General features: G+C 72.5%; 14 protein-coding genes. 9 read left to right on the plus strand and 5 right to left on the minus strand.

Annotated elements, in window-relative coordinates:
* Nucleotides 1–32: 32 nt before the first annotated feature.
* Entirely contained in the window at nucleotides 33–458 is a 426-nt protein-coding gene (locus OG357_RS16255; protein ID WP_329621826.1) for a DUF4267 domain-containing protein, read from the plus strand.
* 31 nt (nucleotides 459–489) lie between these two features.
* On the opposite strand, the gene OG357_RS16260 is transcribed toward OG357_RS16255, so the two are convergent.
* Both OG357_RS16260 and OG357_RS16265 read right to left on the minus strand, forming a co-directional pair.
* Complete coding sequence (locus OG357_RS16260) at nucleotides 490–1299, minus strand: alpha/beta fold hydrolase (protein ID WP_329621827.1); 810 nt, start codon at nucleotides 1297–1299, stop codon at nucleotides 490–492.
* Between the two features lie 45 nt (nucleotides 1300–1344).
* Nucleotides 1345–2016, minus strand: coding sequence for a DUF4097 family beta strand repeat-containing protein (locus OG357_RS16265; protein ID WP_329621828.1), 672 nt, complete (start codon nucleotides 2014–2016; stop codon nucleotides 1345–1347).
* Between the two features lie 264 nt (nucleotides 2017–2280).
* Between OG357_RS16265 and OG357_RS16270 the strand changes: the two genes are divergently transcribed.
* The gene (locus OG357_RS16270) at nucleotides 2281–2490 is read left to right on the plus strand and encodes a helix-turn-helix domain-containing protein (protein WP_317598173.1); all 210 of its coding nucleotides are present in this window, start codon (nucleotides 2281–2283) and stop codon (nucleotides 2488–2490) included.
* Complete coding sequence (locus OG357_RS16275) at nucleotides 2490–3044, plus strand: Clp protease N-terminal domain-containing protein (RefSeq protein ID WP_329621829.1); 555 nt, start codon at nucleotides 2490–2492, stop codon at nucleotides 3042–3044. The genes OG357_RS16270 and OG357_RS16275 overlap by 1 nt, the downstream gene beginning before the upstream one ends.
* Nucleotides 3045–3059: 15 nt before the next feature.
* Here OG357_RS16275 and OG357_RS16280 read toward each other — a convergent pair whose 3' ends face one another.
* The gene (locus OG357_RS16280; protein WP_329621830.1) at nucleotides 3060–3398 is read right to left on the minus strand and encodes a thioredoxin family protein; all 339 of its coding nucleotides are present in this window, start codon (nucleotides 3396–3398) and stop codon (nucleotides 3060–3062) included.
* A gap of 187 nt (nucleotides 3399–3585) precedes the next feature.
* Here OG357_RS16280 and OG357_RS16285 point away from each other — a divergent pair, with 187 nt between their 5' ends.
* The 4 genes from OG357_RS16285 to OG357_RS16300 all read left to right on the plus strand — a co-directional run bounded on the left by OG357_RS16285 (nucleotide 3586) and on the right by OG357_RS16300 (nucleotide 8120).
* Complete coding sequence (locus OG357_RS16285; protein ID WP_329621831.1) at nucleotides 3586–4944, plus strand: alpha/beta fold hydrolase; 1359 nt, start codon at nucleotides 3586–3588, stop codon at nucleotides 4942–4944.
* Nucleotides 4934–5470 carry an RNA polymerase sigma factor gene (locus OG357_RS16290; RefSeq protein WP_329621832.1) on the plus strand — a complete coding sequence of 179 codons (537 nt, stop codon included), beginning with the start codon at nucleotides 4934–4936 and terminating at the stop codon, nucleotides 5468–5470. Before OG357_RS16285 ends, OG357_RS16290 begins: the two co-directional genes overlap by 11 nt.
* Nucleotides 5467–5982 carry a hypothetical protein gene (locus tag OG357_RS16295; protein ID WP_329621833.1) on the plus strand — a complete coding sequence of 172 codons (516 nt, stop codon included), beginning with the start codon at nucleotides 5467–5469 and terminating at the stop codon, nucleotides 5980–5982. Before OG357_RS16290 ends, OG357_RS16295 begins: the two co-directional genes overlap by 4 nt.
* A gap of 146 nt (nucleotides 5983–6128) precedes the next feature.
* Nucleotides 6129–8120, plus strand: a complete 1992-nt coding sequence (locus tag OG357_RS16300) for a serine/threonine-protein kinase (RefSeq protein ID WP_329621834.1) — start codon at nucleotides 6129–6131, stop codon at nucleotides 8118–8120.
* A gap of 8 nt (nucleotides 8121–8128) precedes the next feature.
* Here the strand turns inward: OG357_RS16300 and OG357_RS16305 are convergent, their stop codons facing one another.
* Nucleotides 8129–8539: a Zn-ribbon domain-containing OB-fold protein gene (locus OG357_RS16305; protein ID WP_329621835.1), complete on the minus strand. Its 411-nt coding sequence runs from the start codon at nucleotides 8537–8539 to the stop codon at nucleotides 8129–8131.
* Nucleotides 8539–8988, minus strand: coding sequence for a DoxX family membrane protein (locus OG357_RS16310; RefSeq protein ID WP_329621836.1), 450 nt, complete (start codon nucleotides 8986–8988; stop codon nucleotides 8539–8541). The genes OG357_RS16305 and OG357_RS16310 overlap by 1 nt, the downstream gene beginning before the upstream one ends.
* Before the next feature lie 173 nt (nucleotides 8989–9161).
* On the opposite strand from OG357_RS16310, the gene OG357_RS16315 reads away from it, so the two are divergent.
* Nucleotides 9162–10313 carry a flavin-containing monooxygenase gene (locus OG357_RS16315; protein ID WP_329621837.1) on the plus strand — a complete coding sequence of 384 codons (1152 nt, stop codon included), beginning with the start codon at nucleotides 9162–9164 and terminating at the stop codon, nucleotides 10311–10313.
* Between the two features lie 204 nt (nucleotides 10314–10517).
* Entirely contained in the window at nucleotides 10518–12740 is a 2223-nt protein-coding gene (locus OG357_RS16320; RefSeq protein WP_329621838.1) for an acetate--CoA ligase family protein, read from the plus strand.
* The last annotated feature ends 2 nt before the right edge of the window (nucleotides 12741–12742 follow it).

Below are 12742 nucleotides of genomic sequence, written 5' to 3' on the forward strand. Positions count from 1 at the left end.
CAAGCCGACGAAGACTCACAAGGAGCAGAACCATGTCACTGAAGAAGATCAACACCGCCCTGGCCGCCGTCTTCATCCTCTTCATCCTCTGGTTCGGGACGGAGTACATCCTGAGCCCGGAGACGACGGCGCCTGGCTTCGGTCTGCCGAGCTGGCCGTCCGGCGACGGCGGCGGTTTCCTGATCACCAAGGGAATCCGCGACGTCGTCCTGGCCTTGGTCCTGGGCATCCTGCTGGTGACGGGCCACCGTCGGGCGCTGGGCTGGGCTCTGCTGGTGGAGGCCCTCGCCGCGTACGGCGACATGGCCAACGTGCTGGCCCACCACGGCTCCGTGGCCACCGCGCTCGGCGTGCACTGCCTGACCGCGACACTGATGGTGGTCAACGGCCTGCTGCTCATGCACGAGACCCGCAAGACCGCGGCCGCTCCGGCAATGCCCGCCCCGCAGCCCGCCTGACGCCACCTTGGCACGTGTCGACATCCGCCCGTCAGCGCCCGCAGGCGATCTCGCGGGTGGTGTCGGCGATGGCGCGGTAGTCCTTGCGGAGGATTTTGGAGTGGTTGCTGGGGACCTTCGTGCTGATCTGGATGTTCGGGTTGCGGGTGGTGGCGGGGGTGAGGTCGGCGCGGATCTTTTCCATCAGGGCGGGGTCGCCGCCGAGGTTGCCGCCGGTGGCCAGGACGTAGCGGGTGGGGGCGGTGATGCGGTCGAAGACCGGGTTGAGGTGGGTGGGTGCGCAGAGTTCGTTGACCTCGATGTTGATCTCGGCGTGCTGTTCGGCGCTCATGCGGGCGGCCATGCCGAGCCGGCGGGCGAGGGGGAAGACGGGGCTGAGGCGGCGGAACAGTTTGCGGACCTGGGTTTTGGTGGCGTCGTCGAGCCAGGAGTGGGGCATGGCGCCGTCCACGGACACGACCCCGTGGACGCGGTCGGGGTGTTGGGCGGCCCAGTGGACGGCGAGCATGGCGCCGTAGGACCAGCCGACGAGGATGGGGCGTTCGATGCCGCGGGCTGTGAGGACGGCGTCGAGGTCGCGCAGGCAGGCGGCGAAGGAGTAGTCGGTGGAGAGTGCGGACTTGCCGCGGGCGCGCTCGTCGTAGGTGATGTGGCGGTAGTCGCCGCCGAGTTCGGTGATGACGTGGCGCCAGTGCTTCTGGTCGGCGTAGGAGCCGTTGAGGTAGACGACGGGGCGGCCGGGGCCGCCGGTGTCGGTGACGGCGAGGCGGGTGTCGTCGACGCAGACCGTACCGGTCCAGGCAGCGGGGTGGATGGCGGCGGTGGTGGCGGTGACGGTCATGGCAGGCCTTCTTTCTGGGTCGCAGGGCTGTGGGCGGGGTGGTGGTCAGAGGCTGCGGGCGGTGATGTCGCCGTGGGCGGTGGTCGCGGTGATGTTCAGGCCTGCGGCCGAACCCTCGCTGTTGTGGAGGGTGTTGGTGATGCGGCCGTAGGTGGTGCCGGCGTCGAGGGTGGCGGAGACGCCGCGGGCGGCGCCGATCTCCAGGTCGCCGGACTCGGTGCGGACCGTGACCGTGCCGGTCTTCGCCTCGGCGATCGTGATGTTGCCCTTCTGGGTGCGGAGTTCCGCGGGGCCGCCCAGGCGGCCGACGGTGATGTCACCGGCCTGGAGGGTGAGGCGGGCGGAGGCGGTCTCGTCGAGCTTGACGGTGCCCTGCGCGCTGTCGATGGTCACGTCGCCGAGGCGTCCGACTCCGCGGAGTTCGGCGGTGGCGGTCCTGGCCTCGACGCGGGAGCCGGCCGGCAGCTGGACGGTGACCTCGACCGCACCGGAGTTGCCCAGGATCCGGCTCTTCGGCTCGGCGGCCTCGATCCGCAGCACACCGTCGGCGTAGTCGACGCTGATCCGCTCGGCGGCCTTGATGTCGTTGCTCTTGGCCGGGTTCGCGGGGAGGACCTCGACCGTGGTGTCGGCCCGGTCGGCGGCGATGAACCGGATCCGGCCCGCCGGGACGGCGAGGACGGCGACGATCGCGGCGGGGGTGGCGAACTTCTGCATGATGCGCTCCTTGTGTTCTCCGGGCCCGGACTCTCTGTCCGCGCCGTTTCCGACAAGAGAAACGCTACGTTGCGTTCAAGGATCGAGCAACGTCTTCGTTGCGCCAGATGCGCATCCGCGCAGGTCATCGCCCATATTTCATTGCAACGGTCGTGCGAACCTAACGCAACATCCCTCACGCGTACGTTGCAACGGGATGAAGGTGAACGCGCCGAATGTCAATCAAGGTTGACGCCAAACGGCCTGTCAACGTAAGTTGACACCATGACCGATGCGACCGATCTCGCCACGCGAGCGGGCGACCGTGACCCCCGGGTCGGGCTGCGGGCCGTCTCCGCCCTGCGGCGATTGCTGGAACAACTGGAAGCCGTCCAAGTGCGCAGTGCGCGCCATCAGGGCTGGTCGTGGCAGGAGATCGCGACCGAACTGGGAGTCAGCCGGCAGGCCGTCCACAAGAAGTACGGGAGGCAGTGATGTTCGAACGGTTCACGAAAGCGGCGCGTGCCGTGGTGAAGGGGGCGGTCGATCACGCGGAACGGGACGGCGCGACCGTCGTCACCAAGGACCATCTCCTGCTGGCCCTGCTCGACCGGGAGGACACCCGGGCCTCGGCCGCGCTGCGCAGCCTGTGCCCGCCGGAGCGCCGGCCGTCCCTGATCGCCGCGCTGGCCGACGCCCGGCGTCGGGCGGGGCTGTCCCGGGCCGACACGAAGGCGCTGGCCGACCTCGGTATCGACGTCGGCGCGATCGTGGCGCGGGTGGAGGAGACCCACGGGGCGGGCGCGCTGGCCGGCGACCGCAAGGACTCCGGATGGTGGTCGGGCCGTCAGTCCTTCTCCCGGGAGGCCAAGACCGTGCTGGAGAAGTCCCTCCGGGTGGCCCTGGCGCGCAAGGACCGGGAGATCGGCGACGAGCACATCCTCCTGGCGCTCACCATGACCGGCGGGGTCGTCGCGGAGGCCCTGGCCGACCACGGCGTCACGTACGCCTCCGTCGAAGCCGCCGTCGCCGGCCCGACGGCCCTCTGACCCACCACGCCGGTCTCAGAGGTGGCCGTCCAGGGACTCCCGGACCTCGGCGGTGGTCATGAGCCCCGTGCCGTGCGCCACCGCCTCTCCCTCCTTCAGCAGGACGTAGGACGGGGCTCCGGTGATTCCGTACCGCTCGGTCGCGGCCGGACAGCGTGTGATGTCGGCGCGTACGGCCGTGACGCGGCCCGCGTACTCGTCGGCGATGCCGCCGACGACGAGGTCCATGGTCCGGCAGGGCTCGATCGCCTTGGGCCATGTCCCGATGAAGTACGCGAGGACCGGGACCCCGCTCATCTTGAGGATGAAATCGAACTCCGCGTCCTCACGGGGTTGGTGGACCCGCTTCGCCATGGAAGCTCCTGACCTCGTGTTCCGTCTTTCTCTCCCCATCATCCCCCGCGCGTCGCGGTGTGCGCCTGCGTCGCGGCGGCCCCACGGACCCGGTGGAGCGCGATGTGACGCGGCCCACAGGGAACGTCCTCCCTGGCTGCCTCCTCCTCAGGGTGTCGGTTGTTCACCAACGCTCCGGGGGAATCTCGTGGTTGACATCAGCACACGGCGGCGGGCAGGCCAGGCGGTCGCCGGGCTGCTCGCCCTGGACGGGCTCGCGCACGTCTACTGGGCCACCGGGCCGACCTGGCCCGCACCCGACCAGCGGGCGCTGTCGCTCGCCGTCATCGGCGGGGTCGTGTCCTTCGCGCCGCGCGTGGTGGTGCCGCTGGCGCTGGTGCTCTTCGGCGCTGCGGCGGCCGTCCTCGCCGGCGCGTACGGGCGGGGCGGGCGGGTCACCGGGCTGCTCGCCGCGCTGGTGACTTTCGCCGTCGCCGCCGGGCTCCTGGTCCGCGGGCTGGTCGGCCTGGTGTGGGCGCTCGGCGTCGGCGACGGGGCCGGTCCGGTCTTCTTCTGGCTCAATCTGCTCCTCTACACCCCGCTCTGCCTCGGCTTCGGCTGGGTGGCCGCCACCCGCCTGGTCGCTCCCCGGGCCCGGAAGGCACTCGCGCTGCCGCTGGCCCTTGCCGCGCTCGTCGCGGGCACGGCGTACGCCTGGCAGCCCGCCGAGGCGACCGGCTACGCCGCCCCGCCCGGTGGCCGGTACGTCGAGACGCCCGTCGCCCGCTTCCACTACGTCCGCCAGGGCGCGGGCGGCTCGCCGGTGGTGCTTCTTTCGCCCGGCGCGTCGTCGACCTTCGCCTGGCGCGAGCAGCTCGCCGCGCTCTCCCGGACGCACACGGTCTACGTTCTCGATCTCCCCGGCCAGGGGTTCACCGAGCTCCGCGACCGGTCCCTGACCTGGGACCTGGACGGGATGACCACGGCCATCGGGAGCTTCCTGGACGCCATGGAGATCCCCCGGGCCGCCCTCGGCGGGAACTCGTGGAGCGGTGGCTTCGCCCTCGCCTACGCCCAGCGCCACCCGGACCGGGTGAGCCGGCTCGCCCTGCTCGCGCCCTCCGGTCTCGACGAACGGGACCCCGTGCTGTGGGAGGCCCTCAAGCTGCCGATCGCCGGGGAGCTCCTGACGAGCCTCGGCGCGGGCCGGTCGGCCACCGAGTCGTCGCTGCGGGGGCTGTTCGTGAACCAGGGCCGGATCACCGACGAAATCGTGGACGCGGCCTGGGCTCCCGCCACCCGCGACACCAACCGGCGCTCGGTCTACCGCCTGGAGCGCGGCCTGGACTGGCGCGAGACCGAGGCCGCGATGCCCGCGACCCGGCAGCCGGTGCTCGTCCTCTGGGGGCGCCAGGACACCGTCCTGCCCGCCGCCCAGGCCGCTCGCTTCGGGCGGCTCCTGCCCCACGCGGAGACGACGGTCCTGGACGGCTGCGGGCACGCGCTCACCCTGGACTGCCCGGACCGGGTGAACCCGCTGCTGGAAGAGTTCCTCCGTGACCGCTGACCAGAAGGAGCGGGGGGACTGGGGTGACCGGGGTGACCGGGGCGTGGCTCTGGCGCGCGCGGCGCGGGCCGGGAACACCCTCGCGCTGCACGAGCTCCTGGACCACCTCACCCCGTACATCGCCCGGATCTGCACCCCCATCGCCCTGGCCGACGGCCCGGACGCCACCCAGGAGACGCTGCTCGCCGTGTTCCGGTCGCTGCGGTCCCTGAAGGATCCGCAGGCGCTGTACGGGTGGGTGCGGGCCATCGCCGTGCGGGAGGCGGTACGGATCGCCCGGCGGGCGGCGCGGGCCCACCCCGCCGAGCTGGCCGACGTACCCGAGCGCGGTGATCCGCAGCTCGCCGCGGACATCGACGACGTACTGGCCCGGCTGTCCCCCGAGCACCGGGCCGTCCTGGTGATGCGGGATGTGGAGGGCCTGGACGAGGAGGCCGCGGCCGCGCTCCTCGGCGTCCCGGCCGGCACCGCCAAGTCCCGGCTGCACCGGGCCCGGATGAGCTTCCGAAAGGCATGGTCCTCATGACGAGGCACGAGATGAGTGCGCACGAGATGACGACGTACGAGATCGACCCGGTGGAGCGGCTGCGCATCATGGCGGCCGGGGTCCGCGGCGCGCGGATCGCCGAGGAGGTGCTGCCCGTCCCGTTCGAGGAGGTGTGGGCGGTGATGGCGGACCTGGAGGGCGAGTTCGGCCGCTTCCAGCCGGACATGAGGAGGGTACGGGTGCTGCGGGTCGCGGGAGACCGGGTCGAGGCGCTGGCCCGCAGCAAGTACGGCTTCCGCGCGCACCTGCGCGGCTTCGTCCGGCCGGGCTGGTGCTGGCTGCAGAGCCGGTTCCTGATCATCGGCATGGCGGCGGCCCCGGAGCCGGGGCCGGGCGGCGGCACCCGGGTGGCACTGACCGGCGGTGTCCGGGTCCGCGTCCCGGGGCGGGCTCCGGCGGTCGTCCCGTTCGGCACGGCGTCCGAGCTGTCCCGCGCGATGGCCCTCCTCGCGGAACGGGTGGGCGACCGGGGGGCGGGCCCGGCCGTGTGACCGACGGAGGGCTACCGTTCAACCGCCGTACGGAAACAAGCACTTGGTCTCCGTACAGATGTGAATCACCCTCAGCTAATGTGTGGCCCATGCAGGGGGAACTGGAAGACCATTCTGGTGTGGGCAGTCTGAACGGCAGCGGAGCCATGCCACTCGAGGCGGGAGATCCCCGCCAGATCGGGGCGTTCCGGCTTCTCGGCGTGCTGGGCTCCGGGGGTATGGGGCGGGTCTATCTCGGCGCCGTGCCAGGGAAGTTCGCGGCGGTGAAGCGGGTCCTTCCCGTACTCGCCGAGGACACCGACTTCCTGAGCCACTTCGGGCACGAGCTCGACAACCTCGCCCGGCTGCCCGCCGGAGCCAACACGAAGCTCCTGGCGAGCGACCGCACGGCCAAACCGCCGTGGTTCGCCACGGAGTTCATCCCGGGCATCACCCTCAACGAGGCCATCCGGCTGCACGGCGGCCCGCTGCCCGCGGCCGCCCTGTGGCGGCTGCTGCGGGACGCGGCGGCCGGGCTGCGGGTCGTGCACGGTGCCGACATGGTGCACCGCGACCTCAAGCCGTCCAACGTCATGCTGACCGGCGACGGCCTCTCCCTCATCGACTTCGGCGTGGCGCGCGCCGCCGACCAGAGCCGGCTCACCAAGACCGGCATGGTCATCGGCACCCCCGCCTACATGGCTCCCGAGCAGGCCGTCGCCGAACGTCAACTCACCGGCGCCGCCGATGTGTTCGCGCTCGGAAGCCTGTTGCTGTACGCGGCGAACGGGCGGCCCCCGTTCGGCGAGGGCTCCGGGCCCGACCTCCTCTACCGCGTCGTCCACGGAGAGCCCGACTTCGGGAAGCTCGCCGAGACCGACCCCGAGCTCGCCGCGCTCGTCCGGAACTGCTTCGCCAAGGACCCGGCGGACCGGCCGACCGCCGCCGAGCTCGTCGACCGGGCCGACGAGGGCGCTGCCGGAGCCGCGTGGCCCGCCGCCGTCGCCGACCGCATAGGCGAGCGCGCGGCCTTCGCCGCCGGGGCGCCCACCGCCGAGCACCTCGCGGAGCTGGAGCGGATCGAGCCGGCCCAGGACGTCGCGACCGCCTCGCTCACCCCGCAGCGCGGGAAGGAGCCCGCGACCGCCGCCCCGGACGCCGTCGCGATCACCGGGGCCGCCGCCACGGGGAAGCGGACGCGGCGGAACCGGTTCGTCGTGTTCGCCGTGCCCGTCGTCGTGGCGACCGGCACCACCCTGACCGTCGCCCTCGGCCCGTACGTGGTCGGCCGCGACGCGGCGGCCGACGGCGCCTCCTCGTCGCCCTCCGCCGTCGCCTCGCAGCCGGCGCCCGGCAACCCCGCGGCCGTACCCTCGTCGTCGTCCTCGAAGCCGGGCGCGTCGACGTCCGCCTCCCCGTCCGCCTCCTCGGGGCCGTCGTCCCCGCCTCCGGGCGGGTCCACGGCGGCACCGCCGCCCGGCACCGGCTCCGGCGACGCGGGTGGCGGGGGCGGGGCCGTGTCCGGCGGCGGGGCCGGGTCCGGAAGTGATTCCGGAAGCGGTTCCGGAAGCGGGTCGGGTAGTGGCTCCGGCGGCGGGTCGCAGACGACCAGCCCCGGCGGCGGCGGCTCGACCACGACCAGCCCTGGAGGCGGTGGTGGCGGGTCGACGACCACGCAGCCCGCCCCGCAGCCCTCGCGGACGACCACCCAGCCCGCTCCCCCGCCGTCGACCGGCGGCGGCTCGGGGCCCTCGGGGACGTACTCCATCGAGAACGTCTCCAGCGGAGAGTGTCTGTCCGAGAGCCACCCCTCGTGGGGCGGCGTCATGGTCAACACCGCCCCATGCGGTACACCGCCCAGCAGCGGCACCATCTCCTACTCCTGGACCTACTCGTCCACGGGGAACGGCACCTTCCGTCTGGTCAACAAGAAGACCGGGTTCTGCCTCCAGCCGGGCGGGACACCCGGCTTCACCGCCAAGGACTGCAACGGCTCCAGCCTCCAGTCGTGGACGATCGGCACCAAGACGTCCGCCGGTCACACCATCAAGAACGTGAACAGCGGCGACTGCATGATCCCCGGCCCGCCGTTCCTGATGCTGTACACCTGCAACCCGAGTGACAGGAGCCACCTCTGGCGGAACATCTCCGCCGTCTGAACCGCGCGTCAGGAGCCGGTCGTGAAGACCGGCACCGTCGCGTCCCCCTCCGCCCGGAAGGCGACCCGCAGCTCCATCCCGATGCGGAGCTCCGCCTCCGGCACGTCCACGACCTCCGTCATCATGCGCGGGCCCTCCGCGAGGTCGACGACGGCCGCGACGTACGGGACACGCTCCCCGAAGGGCGGGAGGTCGTTCCGGTGGACGACCGACCAGGTGTAGAGCGTGGCGCGGCCGCTCGCCTGCTCCCAGCGGACGTCCTCGCTCCAGCAGTGCGGGCAGAACTCGCGCGGGTAGTGGTGGGTCCTGTCGCAGGCCGCGCAGTGGCGCAGGAGGAGCCGGCCTTCGGCGGCGGCGTCCCAGTACGGGCGGGTGAAGGCGTCGATGTCGGGGTCGGCGGCCGTCCTCGGGTTGCTCATCAGAAGAGTCCGATCGCGGAGTCGAGGGACCAGGTCTGCCAGGACATGGCGAGGAGGGCGACCAGGGATATCAGCGCCATCATCGCGTTCTGCCCCTGCTCGGCCCAGTCGTGGATCATCAGGACGAGGTAGAGGAGGTTGAGGAGGAGGCCGCCGACGAGGGCGACCGGGGTGAGGAAGCCGACGACCAGGCCGAGGCCGAGGGCGAGTTCGGCGTAGACGACGACGTACGCCATGACCTTGGGGCGGGGGGCGACGACGGTGTCGAAGCCCTTCTTCACCTGGGGCCACTTGTGGTTGGCGGCGACGTCGGCGGCCCAGGCGATGCCGGTGCCTCGCTCGAACCAGCCCTTCCTGTCCTTGTGGCGCCAGCTCTCCAGCCACCACAGGCCGAGGCCGATGCGGAGGACGGCGAGCCATTCGGCGCCGGTGAGCCAGACGGTCTGCATACGCGCGCCCTCTCGAGGAGTCGATCCAGGAATCTGACGGTACGTCAGCTCAGCCGTCAGTTCAGCGCAGGGCGGGCTCCCCGCGCAAGGGGCGGGCGCGCGTGACCGATTCGCAACCGAAATCCGCCCCCGTCGAGACCCACTGCGTGTACACGTCATTACGCTCAGCAGTCATGGTCACCACCCCCCAGCAATCCTCCGCTCACCCGGTGTACGTCATCGGCGGCGGCCCCGGCGGGCTCGCCGTCGCCGCCTCCCTGCGCGAGCGCGGCGTCCGGGCCGTCGTCCTGGAGAAGTCCGACGCCGTCGGCGCCTCCTGGCGTGCCCACTACGACCGGCTGCGGCTCCACACCACCCGGCGGCTCTCCGGCCTCCCCGGCCTGCGCATGCCCCGCGCCTTCGGCCGCTGGGTCGCCCGCGCGGACGTGGTGCGCTACCTGGAGACGTACGCGGAGAAGCACGAGCTGGAGATCGTGACGGGCGTCGAGGTCTTCCGGATCGAGCGGGCGGGCGAGGAGTGGCTCCTGCACGCGACCGGCGGCCGGCGGCTCACCGGGCGCGCGGTGGTCGTGGCCACCGGGTACAACCACACCCCGCGCCTGCCGGAGTGGCCGGGCCGCGACGCGTACGAGGGCGAACTGAGCCACGCCCGGACCTACCGCAACCCCGGTCCGTACGAGGGCAAGGACGTCCTCGTCGTCGGCGCCGGGAACACCGGGGCCGAGATCGCCGCCGACCTCGCCGAGGGCGGCGCCGGGCGCGTACGGCTCGCGGTGCGGACCGTCCCGCACATCGTGCGGCGCACGACGGCCGGCTGGCCCGCCCAACGCAGCGGCATCCTGGTGCGGCGCCTGCCGGTGGCCGTGGCCGACCGGATGGGCGAGGTGATGGGGCGCTGCTCCCTGCCGGACCTGACGGCGTACGGGCTGCCCCGGCCGGAGAAGGGCCTCGCCACCCGGCAGCGGGAGGGTGCGATCCCGGTGCAGGACGTGGGCCTGATCGACGCCGTACGGTCCGGGAAGGTCGAGGTCGTCGCCGCCGTCGACGCCTTCGAGGGCGGCGAGGTGCTCCTCGCGGACGGCACCCGGATCACCCCGGACGCGGTGATCGCGGCGACCGGCTACCGGCGCGCCCTGGAACCGCTCCTCGGGCACCTGGAGGGCGTGCTCGACGAGCAGGGACGACCGGTGGCACACGGGGCGCGCTGCGCGCGCGAGGCGCCGGGGCTGTACTTCACGGGGTTCACGAATCCGATCAGCGGCATGTTCCGGGAACTGGCACTCGACGCGGAGAGGATCGCGCGGCGGATCGCGCGGAGCCGCTAGCCCGGCCTGATCGGCAAGACTCCCGCTGGAGGGCGCCGAGCAGGTGGGGAGGGCTCCGATGCCCCTCCCCGCTCCTCCCCCACACCCCCTCTCCGTCCGCTCCCCGAACATCCATCCCCGCACGACCATTCCTGACTGGCCGTCAGTTCTGTAATCTGACTAGGCGTCAGGTCAGTAGTCATGGGCGGAAGGTGGAGCGGAACGATGCTTGGATCGACTCACGGCACCTTCACCACCGATCTCCGCGCCCGCGTGGTCGCCTGCGGGGAGGCGCCCGCCGCCGTCGTGCACGGCGTCACCGTCGCCCCCGGCGACCGGGACGTCAGCGGGCGCCCGCTGCACGCCCCCGTGCCCGACCTCGACCGGTTCTTCCGGCCCGGGTCCGTCGCCGTCGTCGGCGCCTCCGACACCGAAGGCCGCCCCAACACCGGGATCACCCGGCAGCTGCTCGCCTGGGCCGAGCGGGTCGGCGCCCGGCTCGTGCCCGTGCACCCGACCCGTACGAGCGTCTTCGGGATCGACTGCGTCCCCTCCGTCTCCGCGCTCACCGAGCCCGTCGACCTCGCCGTCCTCCTCGTCGCCGACCCGCTCCCCGTCATCGAGGAACTCGCCGACACCAAGGTGAAGTTCGCCGTCGCCTTCGCCTCCGGCTTCGCCGAGACCGGCGAGGCGGGCGCCGCCGCGCAGGAACGGCTCGCCGCCGCCGTACGCCGCTCGGGCATCCGGCTCCTCGGCCCCAACACCAACCTCAACGCCTTCGAGCGCTTCCGCGACGACCTCGAAGGCCCCGCCGTCGCCCTCATCACCCAGTCCGGCCACCAGGGGCGGCCCGTCTTCACCCTCCAGGAGCTGGGCGTCCGACTCTCCCACTGGGCTCCCACCGGCAACGAAGCCGACCTGGAGACCTCCGACTTCATCTCGTACTTCGCCGGACTGCCCGAGGTCGGGGCCATCGCCTGCTACGTCGAGGGGCTCAAGGACGGCCGCTCCTTCCTCCTGGCCGCCGACCGGGCCGCGCGCGAGGGCGTGCCCGTGGTCGCCGTGAAGGTCGGCCGCACCGAGACCGGGGCCCGCACCGCCGCCTCCCACACCGGCAAGCTCACCGGCGCCGACCAGGTCGTCGACGCTGCCATGCGTCAGTACGGGGTGATCCGGGTCGACGGGCTCGACCAGCTCCAGGACACCGCGACGCTGCTCGCCCGCGCCCGCAGGCCGCAGGCCGACGGCGTCGTCGTCTACTCCATCTCCGGCGGTACGGGAGCCCACTTCGCCGACCTGGCCACGGCGGCGGGACTCGAACTCCCCACGCTCCCCCAGGCCAAGCAGGACGAACTGCACCAGTGGATCCCGGAGTACCTGAGCGTCTCCAACCCCGTCGACAACGGCGGGCACCCGGTGGGCGACTGGCGCGGCCGGAAGATCATCGACGCGATCCTCGCCGACCCCTCCGTCGGCGTCCTCATCTGTCCCATCACCGGCCCCTTCCCGCCGATGAGCGACAAGCTCGCGCAGGACCTGGTGGACGCCGCCGAGGCGACGGACAAGCTGGTGTGCGTGGTCTGGGGATCGCCGGTCGGGACGGAGGACGCGTACCGCACGACACTCCTCGGCTCCTCGCGCGTCGCCACCTTCCGTACCTTCGGCAACTGCATCGGGGCCGTGAAGGCCTACCTCGACCACCACCGCTTCACCACCGGCTACCGCTCCCCCTTCGACGAGGCCCCCCGCACGCCCTCCCCCTCCTTCCGCAAGGCCCAGGCCCTCATGCGGCCCGGCCGGCGGCTCAGCGAGCATGCGGCGAAGCAGCTGCTGCGGGCGTACGGGATTCGGGTGCCGCGCGAGCAGCTCGTCACGAGCGCGGCGGCGGCCGTCCGGGCCGCGGGGCTCGTCGGCTACCCGGTCGTGATGAAGGCGTCGGGCGCGCAGCTCGCCCACAAGACGGAGCTGGGCCTGGTGAAGGTCGGCCTGACCTCGGCCAGTCAGGTGCGGGACGCGTACCGCGAGCTCACCGACATCGCCCGGTACGAGTCGATCGACCTCGACGGCATCCTCGTCTGCCAGATGGTCGGGCGGGGCGTGGAGATGGTGGTGGGCGTGACCCGCGACGATCTCTTCGGCCCGACCGTCACCGTCGGCCTCGGCGGGGTGCTCGTCGAGGTCCTGAACGACACGGCCGTCCGCGTCCCGCCGTTCGGCGAGCAGGAGGCCCGCTCCATGCTCGCGGACCTGCGCGGCCGGGCACTCCTGGAGGGCGTACGGGGCGCACCGCCGGCCGACGTCGACGCGCTCGTCGAGGTCGTGCTGCGGGTGCAGCGGATGGCGCTCGAACTCGACGGCGACCTCGCCGAACTGGACATCAACCCGCTGATGGTGCTGCCGCGCGGGCAGGGGGCGGTGGCCCTGGACGCGCTCGCGGTCTGCCGATAGGA

The organism is Streptomyces sp. NBC_01255, from assembly GCF_036226445.1.
Classification (GTDB): Bacteria; Actinomycetota; Actinomycetes; order Streptomycetales; family Streptomycetaceae; genus Streptomyces.